The following is a 16659-nucleotide window of genomic DNA, read 5'->3' as shown; positions in this document are numbered from 1 at the left end:
AGTGTCTCGATCAGCATCCGGAGGATGGGCCGGGCGAGCTCTGGGATCGGCTCGGCCTCATCCTCGACAGCCTGCACCAGGTGCGGAACGTGAGCCGGGCCTTTGGCCACCACGATCCCGCACTCGGCCAGATGGCCACGCAGGGCGTTGATGATCTGGGTTCGCTGTCGCACCAGGAGATCGCGGGCTCGGAACACGACGGTCGAGGCTTGCGTCTGCTCGCTCTTGGGCGCCACGAAGCGCATGGTCGGGCGCTGGGCGGCCTCGCAGATCGCCTCGGCATCGGCCGCATCATTCTTCTGCCGCTTGACGAAGGGCTTCACGTAAGCCGGCGGGATCAGCCGGACCGCAGGCCCGAGCCGGCCGATCTCGCGCGCCCAGTGATGCGCGCTGGCGCAGGCCTCCATCGCCACCGTGCAGGGCGGCTGGGCTGCAAAGAATGTCAGGACCTGAGGCCGGCGCAGCTTCTTGCGAAACCGAACCGCGCCTGATGCATCCGCTCCATGAATCTGGAAGACATTCTTCGCCAGATCCAAGCCGATTGTGCTGACCTCTTCCATGGACGCCTCCCTCAAGTGGGGCTCATCAACACCTCCACTTTGGCACACCAAGGCCGTTGGGGGGCGTCTACCCCATCAGATCTTGCGTTGCCCCCAACTACAGAGCTCTCCGATCTTCAAGTCTGCTGGTCGAGGAACTCGGCTACGGTGTATCCGTCCGGATTGTCGCCCAGGCAGACGAAATCCAGGTAGTCCTCCGGAACCTCATCAAGGCTTCTGATCACCCGAGGTTTCTTGTCCCCATCAAAGTAGGGCAGAAGACTCTCCTCATCGGCCTCGCCGTGGTCCTCGTACTCAAGCGCATGAAGAAGGCTGTCGACATCTTTGGCCAAGGCAAAGATCGCGGTTGGCTCCCCGTCGGCTGTGACGTTGAGGCGGTACAGCTTCATCGGTGCAAGCCTTTCTGCAGTTGTTCAGGCGACAGGTTCAGTCAATAGTGTCAATAGAGAAGAGAAGCTGATGGAAGTTATGTCTGGGTTAAGAGACGTGGATTCAAACCAGATATGGATCCTATGTTATTCAGCGATCACGACCTGCGGCCATGCGGGACGCCAGGCACTCAGGTAGTTCTTGAGCGCAAGCATACAGCCCTCGGGCAGGAGCCTCCTGTGCTGAGGCAGCATCCGGCATTGTTAATCGGACGAGTTCGGTGCGCTGCCCCGCCTCAGCGGTGCCCACTCGCTGATCGCCTTATCGTTTCCCTCGGAGGCCCGACACTAAACCCAGATCCGGACTGCGAGATCCGCATTGCGTGATCTATGGCGCAAATCGGAACTGGAGACGAGAGGGTTGGAAAAGCAGCGGGCGGGGCTCAGGCCACCTTTCGCTCCTGCCCGTGAGGCCTGACATAGACAAGCTGCCGGTGCCAATCGCACCAGCTCGACGTTCCGCTCGTTGGGGCGCCGCAGCACACGGCCTCCCGCGTGTCCTCGGAGACGATGAAGCGGCACTGGAACGCGCGGGCTTCCAGGAGTGGGGTGTGATGGCGCGGAGATGGCTCTGTGATCGCGGGACGGGTCATGGATCGAAGATTGGGCAGCACAACAGGGGGCCTGGACGTTCAGCAATCGCCACGGCCAGCAACTACCATGACGGGAGGGCACCTCCTTCAGCGTCATCCCTCTAGCTCGGGGCTGCGTCCGATCAATATTGGATCGCAACTGGCCTGAAGCTTAGATGGCTTTGACAAGCCACGCGTGCAAGATCGGTCCGATCAAGCGCGGACCCCTCGTTATATGGACGAGGTTAATGCAATACTCCCCAGCGACATCAGGCATCACCGAATGACACAAATGAATTGCGCACTCCGAGTGGCGCCCCTTGCGGATCCTGGTTGAGAAGATCACACTTCCATCTCTCACGCGGAGGGAAGAATGACTGGTCCCCTTACCCGCTTTGCCACACGCGCCGCGTATCATACCAGACAGCTGCCCCGGCTCGCCTGGTATGCGGCCCACGGCGCAGCCGTGAGCCGCCTTGCAGAGAGGGTTCGTGAAGAGGAGGGTGACAGCAAACGGCCCAGGGCCCACACCGCGGCTCCCGTGCCGGACCGTAGCCGCCTCTACGAGGACATGGCGGCTCTGTTCCGGCAGGACCTCGCCAATGTGGAGGCCGGCCTTTATCCTCTGCCCGCCGATCACGATGGGTCGCTGCTGACCCGGCTTCGCCGCTCAGGGCTTTTCTTCGAGGATCTACCAAGCGTTCATCGCCGACGCGAGAGCGGCGGGCACAGCGAGGTTCTTACTGAAGAAACCCGCAGCAAACGGCCCCGCTACTATCTCCAGAACTTCCATTTCCAGACAGGCGGCTGGATGACCGAGGACTCGGCCCAGCGCTACGACACCCAAGTTGAGGTGTTGTTCAGCGGGACCGCCAATGCCATGCGACGGCAGGCGCTGCCGCCCCTGCATCAGGTCTTCGCCCAGCGAGATCAGAGGCAGCTGAGACTTCTCGATGTCGGCTGCGGGACTGGGCGCTTTCTCGACTTTGCCAAGCAAGCATGGCCGCGACTTCCCTGTCTCGGGATCGATCTGTCGGAGCCCTATATCCGGGAAGCCAAGCGTCACCTGAGGCGCTGGTCGTGGATGAATCTCGTCGTGGCGAACGGAGAAGCAATCCCGGTGCCGGATGCCAGCCAGGATGCGGTGACGAGCATCTTCGTGTTCCACGAGTTGCCGCCCAAGGTCCGTCGAACCGTCTTCCGCGAGTTTGCACGGGTGCTGAAGCCCGGTGGCCGTCTGGTTTTGGTGGACTCGCTGCAGCGCGGCGACAAGCCGGAGTATGACGGTCTTCTGGAGCTATTCCCACAGAACTATCATGAGCCGTACTATGCCGGGTACATCGAGGAGGACTTTAGGGCAATGGCCAGAACGTATGGTCTGACCCACGCCCGTGACGAGACAGCATACGTGTCGAAGGTGATGGTCTTCGACAAACCGGGTTGAAGTCGGGCTCCTAACGCCGCCGCGTCTCTTGGGCAGAAGGAGAGAAGACTGCTGGCGCGGCCCGCACCTGCTCCACCACAGATGCGGGCGGACACGGCTTGGGCTGGACAGGCCATCCTAAAACAATGATCCCGACAGTCGTATCGCCGAGTATTATGGCTAGGCTTGGAGCACCTCAACAATTGGTCTTGGAAGATAGTCATGGAACAACGATCAGACCGTGAACATCCATGACTCGCAGCGCTACCGACAGAATCGGCATCGAAGATCACTTTGTTGCCTTCATGAGTTCATCCGCCCAAGCCCTCTCGGCTTTCGATCACGTCGTGGTCTTCGGAGACAGCCTGTCGGACAACATCAAGGTGCTTTCATTACCGTACAGTTGTCCTCCAACCCTGCTCCAATCCAATTCATGCAAAACTGCAGGTCTCCGGTTACCTCATACAGGTCACGCAGATGAGTGAGGAGATTGCAGCGGCGACAGAGCCATTCGCGCGGTTGATTTGTCTAGAGCATCGTGCGGAAAAGTGGATCCGGTTTTCCGCTCTCAACGATGCTCTCATTGTAGGAGAAGCATCGGATGGGTCCCAAAAGTGCAAATCCACTTTTCACGTCCGAGGCTCTAGCCACGGATTCTCGTCGTGCAGTCGCCGAGCCTCTCCGACGAAGCAGAAAGAGGGCTGCTGAAAATCTGCGCTGCGTCCTCAGCAAGCATTTGAGAGAGTGAGTAGCGTTGATGAGTTGCTCGCCGTGACTTTGGTGCATGGAAACACAGGAGAGCCGACGAAGCCGCTTCATGACAGAGCTCCCGCAACGCGCACCGAGACCGGCTTGCCGGTCCGGGTCATGCGGTTCAGGACCTCGACTGCGAGAGCCACCTCTGCCTGCTGCTTCACCACGCTCCTTGTTTTTATCGGCAATTACATCTTCCGCATCTCGGTAGCTCCGGAATGGTCAAACTTCTAACACGGCTCATAAATTGCTGATGCAGCCAGAAAGAAGGGTGATCCGTAGGACGTAGGATCACCCTGTGCTTGCAGATTGGCTTGCTCACTCACCAGCCGTAATAGGAAGAGCCGTAGCTGTAGGTTACAGTACGGGTGCTCACAGGCGCGTAGCCGTAATCATAGGACCGCACGACGCGCCGAGTGCGGTAGACCGGGCGTGGCTCCTCGTAGTAGCGGACGACACGCTCCACGCGGTGAGACCGGTAAGCCGGGGCGGCATAGTAGCCGCCATACCCATAAGATACTGGAGCATAAGCCGGATAAGCGTAAGCCGGAGTGGCCGCACTGGCGAGCAGGGCACCCGCCGCAACACCGACGACGCCAGCCGCAACAGTAGGACCAACCCAATTGCGATCCCGCGCCTCGGCATTGGACGCCGATATGGTTCCAAGAGCCAAGACGCTGATAGCAGCCAGCGTTGCAACCTTGCACATGTTTGATCTCCAACCTGACGGGGAATGCGGTAGTGCCAAATCCCGATTAGCCTCATTCGAACAAAGCGTGGCTGAATGGAACTTGAACCATCTTGTTATAATTCCGACAGGCATTCCTGACATCGTGGGTTGCAAGCGTAGACCGTGACCCAGGGATTGGAGCCGCCGTTGTACCTAGAGCATCGTGCGGAACCGGAGGTCCGCGTCAGCGAAAAGTGGATCCGGTTATTCGCTAGAGCGGCCCTTCGGATCGCCTGAACGATGCTCTCACTGAAGGAGAAAGCATCGGATGGGTCCCAAAAGTGCAAGTCCACTTGTGGGTCCGAGACCGTAGTGGAATCCTATCCACTGGAGGCATCCGTGGCAGACCCAAAGCAACCCGAGCGAATTGGAGAACCTGAACGTCAACAGCAGCCGACGCAGCGGCATACGTGAGGACGGAGCTGGAAACCCTGCTCATGAGGGTGGGGAGCATAGCTCAACCGGGAGCACCAAAGTCCCCGATCAACAGACCCCTATCGAGAACTCCCCGGGGATCGAGGATACGGGGTTCTGTCGCAAACTTGAAGTATAGGCATTTCCCAGGCGGGTTCGCCGTCATGGCAGTGGCGCTAAGCCATTGGTTCTACACCAGCCGATCCATGCCGATCCGCCAGAATCGGCAAGTAAAAATCAAGTTTGCGACAGAACCCTTCCACCTCCAAGCTGTCGTTCATACTCGGCACACACGAGAAGCGGCCGGGGAAAGTCCCCGGCCGATTGCAGTTGGCTCATGCGGACGCGGTCATGCGGCAGCCTGCCGGGACGAGGCAAGATCGAACCGATCCGCGTTCATCACCTTGATCCACGCAGCGACGAAGTCCTGCACGAATTTTTCCTGCGAGTCGGCGCAGGCATAGACTTCCGCAAGCGCGCGGAGCTGCGACTGCGCCCCGAAGATCAGGTCAACGCGAGTCGCCCTCCACTGCAGCTCGTTGGTCTTGCGGTCGCGGCCTTCGTACGTGCCGTCGGCGACCGGATGCCATTGCGTCTTCATGGTGAGCAGGTTGACGAAGAAGTCGTTCGTCAAGACGCCGGGCCTGTCGGTGAAGACGCCGTGCTTGGACCCTCCGGCGTTTGCACCGAGAACGCGCAGACCACCGAGAAGCACCGTCATCTCCGGCGCCGTCAGCGTCAGCAATTGCGCCCGATCCACCAGGGCCTCCTCGGGCAGCATGAACTGCTCGCCGCTGAGATAGTTGCGGAAGCCGTCGGCACGCGGTTCGAGGGGAGCGAAGGACTCGACATCGGTCTGCTCCTGCGACGCGTCCATGCGTCCCGGCGTGAAGGGCACCTTCACGTCGACGCCGGCATCCTTCGCGGCCTTCTCGATCGCCGCTGAGCCGGCGAGAACGATGAGGTCGGCGAGCGAGACCTTCTTGCCGCCGGACTGGGCCTTGTTGAAGTCCTGCCGAATCTTCTCGAGGACATCCAGGACCTTGGCGAGCTGCTCGGGCTCGTTGACCTCCCAGTCCTTCTGGGGGCTGAGGCGGATGCGTGCGCCGTTGGCGCCGCCGCGCTTATCGGAACCGCGGAAGGTCGAGGCCGACGCCCACGCCGTCGAGACCAGCTCGGACACCGACAGGCCGGAGGCGAGGATTTTCGCCTTCAGACCCTCGGCATCCTTGTCATCGATCAGCGGGTGATCGACAGCCGGGATCGGGTCCTGCCAGATCAACGTTTCCTTCGGCACGAGCGGGCCGAGATAGCGCACGATCGGGCCCATGTCGCGGTGCGTGAGCTTGAACCAGGCACGGGCGAACGCATCCGCGAACTGGTCCGGGTTCTCATAGAAGCGCCGCGAGATTTTCTCGTAGGCTGGATCGAACCGCAGCGACAGGTCCGTGGTCAGCATGGTCGGCACATGCTTCTTGGACGTGTCGTGCGCGTCCGGAACCGAGGGCTCGGCGTTTTTCGCCTTCCACTGCCAGGCTCCGGCTGGACTCTTGGTCAGCTCCCACTCGTACTTGAACAGGTTGTCAAAGAAGTGATTGCTCCATTTCGTCGGCGTCTGCGACCAAGTGACTTCCGGGCCGCCGGTAATGGCGTCGGCGCCGAAGCCGGTGCCATGCCCGCTCTTCCATCCGAGGCCCTGATCCTCGATTGCCGCGCCTTCCGGATCCGGACCGATCAGCGAGGGATCGCCGGCGCCGTGGGTCTTGCCGAAGGTGTGGCCGCCGGCGATCAGCGCGACGGTCTCCTCGTCGTTCATCGCCATGCGGTAGAAGGTTTCGCGGATGTCCTTGGCCGCCGCGACCGGGTCCGGCTTGCCGTTCGGCCCTTCCGGATTGACGTAGATCAGGCCCATCTGCACCGCGGCGAGCGGATTTTGGAGCTGGCGTTCGCCGCTGTAGCGTTCGTCACCCAGCCACGTTCCCTCGGGCCCCCAGTAGAGTTCTTCGGGCTCCCACACGTCGGCGCGGCCGCCGGCGAAGCCGAACGTCTTGAAGCCCATCGACTCGAGCGCAACGTTGCCGGCGAGAATCATCAGATCGGCCCAGGAGATTTTTCGGCCGTACTTCTGCTTGATCGGCCACAGCAGCCGGCGCGCCTTGTCGAGGTTTGCGTTGTCCGGCCAGCTGTTGAGCGGCGCGAAACGCTGCTGGCCTGCCCCGGCGCCGCCCCGGCCGTCGGTGATACGGTATGTCCCCGCGCTGTGCCACGCCATGCGGATCATCAGCCCGCCGTAGTGGCCGAAGTCGGCGGGCCACCAGTTCTGCGAGTCCATCATCAACGCATGCAGGTCCTTGATGATGGCGTTCAGGTCGAGGCTCTTGAATTCCTTAGCGTAGTCGAACTCCTTACCCATCGGATCGGACAGCGGGGAGTTCCGATGGAGCACCTGAATGTCAAGGTGGCTCGGCCACCAGTCGCGGTTCATTCGTCCCCGGCGGCCGCCGGTGAACGGGCACTCGCCTGCGTTCTTATCGTCGGTCTTCGTGTCCATCTTTCCCTCCAATCCCGTAGCGGCAGCTTTCGTCGCCAGTGCGTCTTATAGGCGGCGGCCGTCGATCAGGTCTAGGGCCCGTTCTGAAGCAGGGCGCTGAGAAGGGTCTGGCCGGGCTCTGAGGGCGGCACCGCCGCCGTTATGGAATGAGATCTCGACCTCAAGGGTGCCGTCGTCGAGGAGCTCGGCAGAGCCCGAGCCGCTGCCCTCAAAGGTGAGAACACGATGGTGCGGCTGTAGGACAGATCCAGCAAGGCGTTCACGACCCCAAATGCCAGCTCGCCGCGCCCGTCCCGCCCGATGCTGATGAAGGCCGGCTCCAGGAGGTCGAGATAGTCCCGATCCCACAGGTCGGATCCCGCGATCCGCCACCGGCCGATCACCTCACAGGTGTCCGCCGCGCTCACGGCCGGGCCTCCGGAGGCGAGGCAGGCAGACCAGGTGGTTTTGTCGCAAGCTCGTTGTTTACTCGTCGATACTGTCAGTCTCGCACTGCCCGGTTGTCGTGAAAGCAACGGCTTAGCGCCGCTGCCACAACTCCAAAGTGGTGCAAAAAACGCCTATACTTCGAGTTCGCGACAGAACCGAGGATTACGTTGGCCCTGAGGTCCCGCAATCAGACCTCCCGTGCAGCTCCGTTCCGTCCGTCAGCAGGAGCACAGTGTAGGACCTGTGCACGCGGACCGTACTCCAACCCGAGGGTAGGTCCAAGCTAGGGAGAATAACCATGAAAGCAGCTCTGGTATTTGCCGGCAGTGGACCGATTGTGATCCTGACCTCCTATCCGTCCCTGTCTGATCCTGGCTTCCTGCGCACTCTCAAGGCGCATGGCGTCAGCAAGTTCATTGCCTATGAACTCCCGCTTGAAACCGTGGCGGCGCGCTATGGCGGCCACTTCCAAGTCGTCATGAACGACGCCCGCGACAGCGATGACCTGCGGGTGCTCGACGTCAATGGCGAGCGCGCCTTCCGCCTCTTCCGGTTTTCCGAGCTCGGTCCGGCGATCATGCATGATGAGGAGCAACTCGAGGGCAGGACCGAAACTACAGCGTGATGATGCCGAGCGAATGAGGCCCAGTCTGCTTGAACCACTGGCGCCTAAGCCGTTCCGCATCCGACGTAAAAATGAGGGCCGCCAGAGGACGGCCCCTTTGCCTCGACTGCGCAGTGGGCACTCAGGCGGCCTTCGTGCCGGAACCGCCTTTGCCACTCTTGCCCTCTTTCTTCCCCTGGCTTTCTTCACTGCCTTGGCCCTCCTGGGCCGATGCCTTGCTCTGCCCGCCGATCTGTCCGCGTCCGCCGGCGTTGACCTGGATTCGGTGCGAGCGCTCCTGCTGCGCGCTCTTCGGCAGTATGACGGTGAGAACACCGTTCTCGAAGCTCGCCTGCACCTTGTTGGGATCTACGGAGAACGGCAGTTGCAGCGTCCGCTGGAACGTGCCGTAGGAGCGCTCCAGAAAATGGAAGTTTTCCCTCTCGTCGGCATGCTCGAACCTCTTCTCGCCCCGGATAGTGAGCACGTCGTCATTGAGGTCGACCTGGATGTCGTTTTCGGAGACGCCTGGGAGTTCGGCGCTCACCCGGATTTCGTTATCGGTCTCGCTCACGTTGATCTGCGGGGACATCATGCTTCCGGCGGTACCTTGGCCGCCACCTCGCATCATCCCGCCGCCGCGCAGGACATCATCGAAGAGGCGATTCATCTCCCGGTGCAGCGACAGGAAGGGGTCGCTGCCCCCGAGCAAGCCGAAACCAGACCGAAACGGGGTCAACGGATTGCGTGCCATTGCATGTGCTCCTCTCGATTGAGGGGGGTGGCTCCCATGACCGAGATGGCAGAGGAGGCCTAGCCCACCTTCGGTGTTGATGTCGCTGGATCCTCCGGTTTCGCGCCGGGTTCCGAAGGCTCGTGTTCGAACCGCGCCTCCCTGACTCCTGTCGTGCCTGTCCAGGCCGGGGGATCGCTCGCCGGGAACGACTCGAGATCGGCTTCCTCGACCACATCGGATTCGGTCTCCTCGGTGGGTGCCTGCATCGGGCCGCCTGTCACGGCGGCGCCCGAGAGTGCGGCCTGCAACCGGGCCTCCTGCTCAGGGGAGAGCGAGGTCCGCAGAACGCAGCCCTTGAGGCCAGACAGTTCCGCCAGCACCCTCTCGGGTTGGCCCTTGCGGATCAGCACGAAGAGGGCCGAGTTGTCCGGGTTCAGCATTGATGCCAGGGACCGGATGAAGTCATCGTCGATGCCGTAGTCCACGAGGGAACCTGAGAGCGTCCCGGCCCCTGCGCCGATCAAGCCACCCACCGCGAAGCCGGCAAGCGGGTTCAGGAACAGCAATCCCACCAGTGTTCCCCAGAACGCCCCTGAAAGGCCGACCGACACGGCGGCCTCGCCTACAAAGTTGACGCTCTGCTTGAGGTGGACACGTCCGTCGGGCTGCCGGATAGCGACGACGGCATCCTCAAGGTCGATGAGATGTTCCTTCTGGAGGCGTCCCAACTCGGTCAGCACACGGTCCGCTTCGTGCGGACCTTCGAATGCAATCGCCACGAGTTCTGCCATGGTCGAACTCCGCGCTTGTGGGCTACAGAGACAAAACAGGCCAGCCCCAAGCGTTCCAATCCCGCAAGTTGATCTCGGAAGGCGCACTTTTCGCCGGGATTCGTCTGCCGCCGCAGTGGGCGAATAGGGCAAGGTGATGCCCGGCAGCCGATGAGACCAGCGTTTCGGGAAGGCTGAGCGGCCAGCCGCGATCTCGACCGCACGGCAAACGACATGTGAGGCGTCGGGCAGATATCGAATGGTGAAATCGGGGGTCTGCGCGCTACAACGCCGGCAGATTCATCTCTCCCACCCAACCTGCAACAGGCTCTCTGATGGCTGACATCAATGATCGCGCTCAGCGCATCGCCGACGCCGTGCTTGCGGCCGAGTCCCCCGTCTCCGCAGGGTCAACGATCCCGAGCCAGGCCGAGCAGGCACTGGCGCCGATCCGGCACCTGATACTCAGTCTGGCCCAGGAGCTTGAATCGCGATGGGCGGTGGCCAGTATTACGGTTCTGGGGCCCAGGGACGTTGCGTCAAACCAAGTTTAGCAGACGAACTCATGGATCTAACGGTGCATGAACCAGCTCAACACTTGGGTTGCGAATCCAGCCGAGCTGGCCAGCCACGTGCGAGTAAAGTTGAGTCGTGAGAAAGCGATCCTTGACCGCCGCAACAACATCGCGCCGTCCTGAATATCTCCAGAGATGGCCATCCCCTCCAGCGCCTGATACCAGCACTTCAGTGTCCTGGGACACGAGGCCGTGGTGCCTGTTTATCTCAAAGTTGATGCGATACTGGTCAGCACCTTTTTGACCCCTATCCCTCACCATAACCTGAGCAACGACCAAAATGTCGCTTCGCGCCCGTAAGGGCTCCGCTGAGAGCTTGAGGGTATCCCACAAGATGACTGAGCTTGGTCCAGGCTCGCCCATGGCTGCTCTCCAGATGCTCTTAGGATACCGCTATTACTCCTTCTTGGGAATATAGCCGTGACCACGGGAAGGCTGAACGAATAGGAGCCCTGAAATCTCCAGAAGCTTCACTATCCTCCCCGGTCGAACGATCAACAACACCTTTAGCTCCGTTTTTGAAAGCCCCTGCCACCCAAGGCCCTGGAGGCACTTATGGCGCGACGGAACCAAAAGAGTCCCTCAGTGAGGCTGAATCTCGCCACGATTGATCATGAACCTGAGTAGTCCTGAGAGGGACGCCCGATGACAAACATGGACGATCAGGTTGCCAAGCACATCAGAGAAATGATCCTCAAGGCCACCCGGAGAGCGACAGAAGAACGGAAGCCGCGCAGTGTGGAGGAGATGAGGCTTCATCGTGCCGTTGCCATCCTCAGAAACCAAGCCATTTCCCCTCATGAGTTGCAGCGTCATACTGACACAAAGCCTTCGAAATGATTGTTACGTTCACCCCAAAACGAATTGGGAGTGGCTCATAGGAGAAGCATCTGAGCCATTGCGAAGTCACGCCAGCTTCTTGTGTCAGTCGCAGGTAACCGAGGCACAGGAGGTCATGTTGCAAATCAACGCGAAGCCGCCTCTATCTCGTGCTGCTCGACCACGCGCTCTATCATCTCTACTTCGCTTTTCACACAATACAGAGGAATGCCAGCCGCCGTGGACGGCAAGAGGCGAAGAACCCTGAAAGAGCCGCTAGGAAGGTTGCGGGAGGTTCCACTGGCCCTGACAACCTGGCCGACCTTGAACATGTGCTGGATCATGACACGCCTCCGAAAGAACCAAGGGCGAAGCTATCATACCAGAAAAATTGCCTACAGAGGATCTTGGCTGATCAGGCATGACGGTAATGTCCGTTTCCGGTTTCCTTGAGGAAATCTCCAAAGGCCTCACTCGCCGCTCGGGTCCAACAAGAAGAACAAGACCTTTAGCCCTGTTTTTGAAGACATCCCTGCCGCCCGCTACCCGGGGTGTACCTGGGCGGCTGAAGTCCCAAACCACTCTGGCTGGACCAGGACACACCTGAGCTCAACACCCTGTGGCGTGAGGCCTTGATCGTCTCGGCAGTGCCGGATCCAGAGAGCTCATCAGGACCTCTTGGGGCGTGCGATAACCCAGGCATTTGCGCGGGGTCACATTGAGCCGATTACAGATCTCAAGCAGAGCCTCCTGCCGCCGGGCCCGGGCTTGCACGTCGGCGGTGACATGGAACTTGCCGCGAGACAACGGCTCTGCATCGTGAAACCAGTTCCGCTTGATCTCGCGGTAGATGGTCGAACGCTGCCGCTGCAGGCGTTGTGCATGCGGGCGATCTCGCGCCGTTCAGCCAGGCTCAGGTGGGTGTAGGGCAGGGGCATTCAGCCTCCGGGGGCAAACCCTTTGGTTGGTAACGGCATTCGCCCTTCAGAATAGAAGCCACCGGATGGATCGAGTAGGCTCTCCGCCCTCATGAAATGATTTTCGTCGAAGGCAACTGCCTTGTTTCCGCCGCATCCACGGGTAGCCTGAAAAGGCAAGCTGAGAGGCCGATATCACCCAATGAAGAAGCACACCCTTGTCGTGGACGAACGGGAGTTGAGGACCATTCGTGCAGCCCTTCTTCTTCTTCAGGAGCAAGTTGATGTGCTTCCAGAAGACCTTGCTGAGATGGTCGCCAAGGATGGACAGCCTATGATTGGGTCCGAGATCGAGCAACTCAGCCTTCGCCTCAATGAACCAGCGAACCTGACGACAAACCACCGTCAAGAGTACCCACAGTTCAACAGAGCCGTTGAGGTTGAACGGTTTCCCGCAACAACGATCTCGCAAAGCCCGGCCTGAGCGGTGCCGCAGACCAACGACTTCGGCAACTCTACAGTTCAGCTTGCACGCAGAGATAGTACAATCAGCTAGGGACTAAGTGACATTGGTGCTTAAAGCGCGTTTGGACAGGTCCGCATAGCTGAACTCATTCCTCAGTCGGGAGTTGCTGGTGTGACAGGGCCATAGCGTAGTCCCGGCTTACGGCAAAGATTGTCCCAACGATGCGGTGCGCAGGTGATCAAAGCTGCCTCCGGAATTCAGCGGCGTCTTGCGGCGATCTTCTGCGCTGATGTGGCAGGCTACGCCCACCTCATGAGCATGGACGAACGTGGCACTCTGCGCCTGCTCACCTCCCATCGCGAGATCACAGACAGCGAGATCGAGCACCATGGTGGGCGCATTGCCAACACGGCAGGGGACAGCATTCTAGCCGAGTTCCCCAGTGCCGTGGATGCGGTCCAGTGCGCCGTCACCATTCAGGAGCGGATTGCCGCCGTCAACGATGCGGTTCCTGAAGAACGGCAGGTCAGGTTCCGGATCGGCGTCCACGTGGGTGAGGCCATGGTCCGAGACGGAGACCTGTTCGGGGACGGCGTGAATGTTGCCGCCCGTCTGGAGAGGCTGGCGGAACCGGGTTGCATATGTATTTCTGGAGCAACCTACGACTATGTGCATCGAGTGCTCTCGCTCGGGTTCGAAGACCTTGGCCCGCAGGCGGTAAAGAATCTCGATACCCCTATTCGAGCCTACCTGACACGTCCAAGCCGCCACCGGCCTTCGCGGACGATGCCAATCGACCGCACGCAGTTTGAGACCTATTGGGCACGCCAGCTGCATAGGGTCTGCATGGCGATGATGACCGAAGTTGCCCAACCAGCAGGTCTTAAAGGAATCGACATTCCCGTCCTTGCCGCGATCATGGATGAACCCGGTATCGGGCTGCGTCAGGTGGCTGAGCGAGTTGGTATTCAGCAAGCCACTGCCGAGCGGAGTGCGGCCCGCCTTGGGGAGAAAGGGCTGATCACGCGGACGCCCAATACGGGGAAGTATCGCTCCTGGCTGTTCAGTGCAACCTCAGAGGGCATCGGTGTGCGCCTGCGGTTGCGCTCGGCTCTGATCATCGCACAGGATAGATTGATGGCTCCTCTCTCGGATCAGGAACGTGAAATCCTCAAGGACCTGATCAGGCGGGTGATTGAAGCAGACGATAATCGCGCTTTGCAATGATGATGAGGACTAGTGATTAGGACGCCTTGGTAGGGAAGCAGCCGTGAGCAAGGCACGATTTTAGAGCATTGGATCGTTTGTGCGGAAAACCGGGTCCACTTTTCCACACGATGCGCTAACACCTTGCTGGGCTTAAGCTCCCTCAGGAGTAGCGGGTGGCGCGGGCGATCGAGAGAGTCGGGCCAAGCCCCAACTGCGCCACAATGCGCCTTGCGGATGGCAGCCGTCCTCAATGAGCAGGGGCAGGGATACGCTGCGCTCATGGTCCTGACGGACCGGAGCGATTTTCGTTCCTGACATCAAACGAAACGTCATCCTGTCCTGGCGGCGAACAGGCTATACCTATCTCAAGCGGGAGGGCACGAACGACAAAGCCTGGGTCGCCCTTGGAGATCAAGCAGCACCTGTTCTCACTGTAGACTGTTGAACGGGCCGAAGCGGTCAACGAACTGGAAAACCATAGGGCAGGGGGCGTAAAGCCCACGTTCAGTTCGTATACGACGGTTCCCACTGAGACCTTCAGAACGGGGAAATCCGTCTTGCGGCCCGGCTACTCCTTCCTTCTTGGACAACGGTAAGCTTGCGCATCATCGGCGGCAGATCGTAGGGGAGGCTGACGTGGCAACTGGGTCGATCCGAGACCTATTATGGCTTCTGGCTGTGCTCTGCGGATGGCTGGCGATCATAGCCCTGGCGGGAGGCTGGTACGCCCGCAAGAAATTCCACGGCTTCTTGAAGGCTCCACTGTCAGAGGAGGTGGAGCGCCAGACCAATGTTTGGGAGGCACGCGTTAGCCGGTGGACGATCCTTGGATCGTTCATGTCTGGTCTCTCGCTTCTTTGTCTTGTCGCTTGGATAATCTCCGGGAGACTCGTTCAGTGAGGCAATACAGCCCGCTAGAGCCTCGGACCCAAATGTGAACACCACTTGTGGGATTTGATCCGATGCTCCCTTCCTGTGAAGAGCGCATCGTTCGGAGCGGAAAGCCGGGGCCACTTTTCCGCACGATGCGCTAGACCCTCCGGTTCGTACACGCCGTCATGATCCTGAACGTGGCCTCACAGAGAAAGCGGGGAGAGTCTGTCAGACTGCTCCGGGCATGAAATCGGTCCGGTGTTGCATTGCCGACATACCGCTCGTCCAAGCACCTAAGAAACGGTCACGTTTGCCATAGAGATGCCAAAAGGCCGGGTAGCCTCAGTTGGGTGATTCCAAGAGCCGTTCACCAGGGAGCCCTGCTGCGCCAGGGCAGATCACATGATCGGGCCGTTCTCTCAGTATTTGGCAGCCGTTGAGAAGGACCTTCGCGCTGAGTATCGCAGCCTTCTGCACGGGAATCTCTATCTGACGATCTTGGATTGGTACACGGATGGTGTCGCGCCGGAAGAAGCGTCCGTGCGGATTAAGAATGCCCTCGAAGGTTAGTTGAAGCAGAGGCCAATTGGATCAAGGAAGATTGCCCACTGGCAAGGCAGTCGGCCAGTCGGATTGCCGATTGCCACAGTTCAGGTAGCAGAGTCCTGTTCCTCCTGGTCCGCGAAGCCGCCGGTCGAAGATTCGGCTTCAGGCTCTGCCAGACTGATCCGCTCGCGCAGGACCGCGTCCTTGTCTGTCCGCTCGGCCTTGTCCTTGCTCTCGGCGCTTTTCATCGGCAAACCACCCATCTGCATGGTCACACTACAGCGACAGGTGATCCCTTCCTTGCTGAAGTGCGCTGAGGCCGCGTTCAGTCGTCCAAAATACTTGCTGGCGACCCGCAGGATGCTCTCGCGGGCATGTCGGGGAGCTTGTCGCCGTGGTGCACATTTGAGCTTTGGACCGTGATGGCTTTGTCCACGCTCTCCGATCTCATGGCATCCTCCCAGCGTGTCCTTTGATATGAACGAACCGAAGACAGGCCAGTTCACGCTTCCTGCGGAACTTCTTGGTTCCACGTCGCTTGCTTCCGGCAGACCTCCCAGGAGCCGACCATGAGTTGGGGGCACATCCAAGCCAATTGGAAGCAGTTGCAGCGACAGGCAAAGCTCCGCTGGGGCCGGCTGACGGACGAGGATATCGCCTGCATCAAAGGTCATCGCGAAACGCTCATCGCGTGCCTGCAAGAGCGTTATGGCTATGCTCATGATCGCGCGCAGCAGGAGGTCCGGGAGTGGGAGCACCATCTCTAGGCAGACTGCAGGAGGGTGAGATGACCGATACGACCGTGACCAAGGTGAGCAGCGCTTACTCACCGACCGGTGATCAAGGCGAGGTCTACCTCGCGTCAGGCAAGCGGATGTCGATGCGGCTCTGGCGGGATGAGCCGCCGACTCAGGACAAGCCCAGCCGCAAGCACGAATACGAGGTGGTCGGCTATGTGATCGCAGGCCGGGCCGAACTGGAGATCGAGGGGCAGACCGTGCGGCTGGAACCGGGCGACTCATGGGTGGTACCCGCCGGGTCTGAGCATACCTACCGCATTCTGGAGACGTTCACGGCAGTCGAGGCGACGGCCCCTCCTGCTCAGGTCCATGGACGCGAGAATGCTTAATTTTGTTAGGCCTTTGCTACGATGAGTTCACAAAAGCGTTTGTCGCACGAAGGCGACGTGCGTGAATCTCTGGGGCTGGTCAGCCGAACACGATGCCTTTGAGGCTCTTGAGAGCCCTCTCACAACGGTCGATCTGCTCGCTGGCCCGCCGCTGC

Annotated in this window: 17 protein-coding genes; 8 read left to right on the top strand and 9 right to left on the bottom strand. The window is 60.2% G+C overall.

From position 1 onward, the window contains the following. Both DC522_RS28575 and DC522_RS28570 read right to left on the bottom strand, forming a co-directional pair. Positions 1–560, bottom strand: a 560-nt coding sequence (locus tag DC522_RS28575; RefSeq protein WP_116531928.1) for an IS110 family transposase, incomplete at its 3' end; no start/stop codon positions are given. A 116-nt stretch (positions 561–676) separates the two neighbouring features. Continuing rightward, positions 677–949, bottom strand: a complete 273-nt coding sequence (locus DC522_RS28570; protein ID WP_116531927.1) for a hypothetical protein — start codon at positions 947–949, stop codon at positions 677–679. Between the two features lie 984 nt (positions 950–1933). On the opposite strand from DC522_RS28570, the gene DC522_RS28565 reads away from it, so the two are divergent. Further along, complete coding sequence (locus DC522_RS28565) at positions 1934–3004, top strand: class I SAM-dependent methyltransferase (RefSeq protein WP_116531926.1); 1071 nt, start codon at positions 1934–1936, stop codon at positions 3002–3004. A gap of 1054 nt (positions 3005–4058) precedes the next feature. Here the strand turns inward: DC522_RS28565 and DC522_RS28555 are convergent. From DC522_RS28555 to DC522_RS28545, 3 genes are all read right to left on the bottom strand, one after another. Further along, a complete protein-coding gene (locus DC522_RS28555; RefSeq protein ID WP_116531924.1) occupies positions 4059–4445 on the bottom strand; it encodes a hypothetical protein in 387 nt (128 codons plus the stop codon). A 784-nt stretch (positions 4446–5229) separates the two neighbouring features. Continuing rightward, positions 5230–7431: a catalase/peroxidase HPI gene (katG, locus tag DC522_RS28550; RefSeq protein ID WP_116531923.1), complete on the bottom strand. Its 2202-nt coding sequence runs from the start codon at positions 7429–7431 to the stop codon at positions 5230–5232. 71 nt (positions 7432–7502) lie between these two features. Continuing rightward, positions 7503–7838, bottom strand: coding sequence for a hypothetical protein (locus tag DC522_RS28545; RefSeq protein WP_245444650.1), 336 nt, complete (start codon positions 7836–7838; stop codon positions 7503–7505). 320 nt (positions 7839–8158) lie between these two features. Between DC522_RS28545 and DC522_RS28540 the strand changes: the two genes are divergently transcribed. Beyond that, entirely contained in the window at positions 8159–8485 is a 327-nt protein-coding gene (locus DC522_RS28540) for a hypothetical protein (protein ID WP_116531922.1), read from the top strand. Between the two features lie 121 nt (positions 8486–8606). Here DC522_RS28540 and DC522_RS28535 read toward each other — a convergent pair whose 3' ends face one another. Next, complete coding sequence (locus DC522_RS28535) at positions 8607–9218, bottom strand: Hsp20/alpha crystallin family protein (protein ID WP_116531921.1); 612 nt, start codon at positions 9216–9218, stop codon at positions 8607–8609. Between the two features lie 59 nt (positions 9219–9277). After that, positions 9278–9991 (bottom strand): DUF1269 domain-containing protein, encoded by a 714-nt coding sequence (locus DC522_RS28530; RefSeq protein ID WP_116531920.1) that lies wholly within the window; start codon positions 9989–9991, stop codon positions 9278–9280. Positions 9992–10305: 314 nt separating this feature from the next. Here DC522_RS28530 and DC522_RS28525 point away from each other — a divergent pair, with 314 nt between their 5' ends. Continuing rightward, entirely contained in the window at positions 10306–10524 is a 219-nt protein-coding gene (locus DC522_RS28525) for a hypothetical protein (RefSeq protein WP_116531919.1), read from the top strand. 986 nt (positions 10525–11510) lie between these two features. On the opposite strand, the gene DC522_RS28510 is transcribed toward DC522_RS28525, so the two are convergent. Continuing rightward, positions 11511–11708, bottom strand: a complete 198-nt coding sequence (locus DC522_RS28510) for a hypothetical protein (protein ID WP_116531916.1) — start codon at positions 11706–11708, stop codon at positions 11511–11513. 775 nt (positions 11709–12483) lie between these two features. Between DC522_RS28510 and DC522_RS28500 the strand changes: the two genes are divergently transcribed. The 3 genes from DC522_RS28500 to DC522_RS35095 all read left to right on the top strand — a co-directional run bounded on the left by DC522_RS28500 (position 12484) and on the right by DC522_RS35095 (position 15399). After that, entirely contained in the window at positions 12484–12765 is a 282-nt protein-coding gene (locus DC522_RS28500; RefSeq protein WP_116531914.1) for a hypothetical protein, read from the top strand. Positions 12766–12981: 216 nt separating this feature from the next. Further along, on the top strand, positions 12982–13974 hold the full coding sequence (locus tag DC522_RS28495; RefSeq protein WP_116531913.1) for an adenylate/guanylate cyclase domain-containing protein: 993 nt from the start codon (positions 12982–12984) through the stop codon (positions 13972–13974). Between the two features lie 1257 nt (positions 13975–15231). Then, positions 15232–15399, top strand: coding sequence for a hypothetical protein (locus DC522_RS35095; protein WP_165820350.1), 168 nt, complete (start codon positions 15232–15234; stop codon positions 15397–15399). An 80-nt stretch (positions 15400–15479) separates the two neighbouring features. Here the strand turns inward: DC522_RS35095 and DC522_RS34425 are convergent, their stop codons facing one another. Next, positions 15480–15881 (bottom strand): hypothetical protein, encoded by a 402-nt coding sequence (locus DC522_RS34425; RefSeq protein ID WP_133239395.1) that lies wholly within the window; start codon positions 15879–15881, stop codon positions 15480–15482. A gap of 63 nt (positions 15882–15944) precedes the next feature. Between DC522_RS34425 and DC522_RS28480 the strand changes: the two genes are divergently transcribed. After that, positions 15945–16142 carry a CsbD family protein gene (locus DC522_RS28480; protein ID WP_116531911.1) on the top strand — a complete coding sequence of 66 codons (198 nt, stop codon included), beginning with the start codon at positions 15945–15947 and terminating at the stop codon, positions 16140–16142. 20 nt (positions 16143–16162) lie between these two features. Next, a complete protein-coding gene (locus tag DC522_RS28475; protein WP_116531910.1) occupies positions 16163–16504 on the top strand; it encodes a cupin domain-containing protein in 342 nt (113 codons plus the stop codon). The last annotated feature ends 155 nt before the right edge of the window (positions 16505–16659 follow it).

The organism is Microvirga sp. KLBC 81, from assembly GCF_003075415.1.
Lineage (GTDB): Bacteria > Pseudomonadota > Alphaproteobacteria > Rhizobiales > Beijerinckiaceae > Microvirga.
Note: the sequence above shows the minus strand (reverse complement) of the source record. Positions and strands in the feature narration are given on the sequence as shown.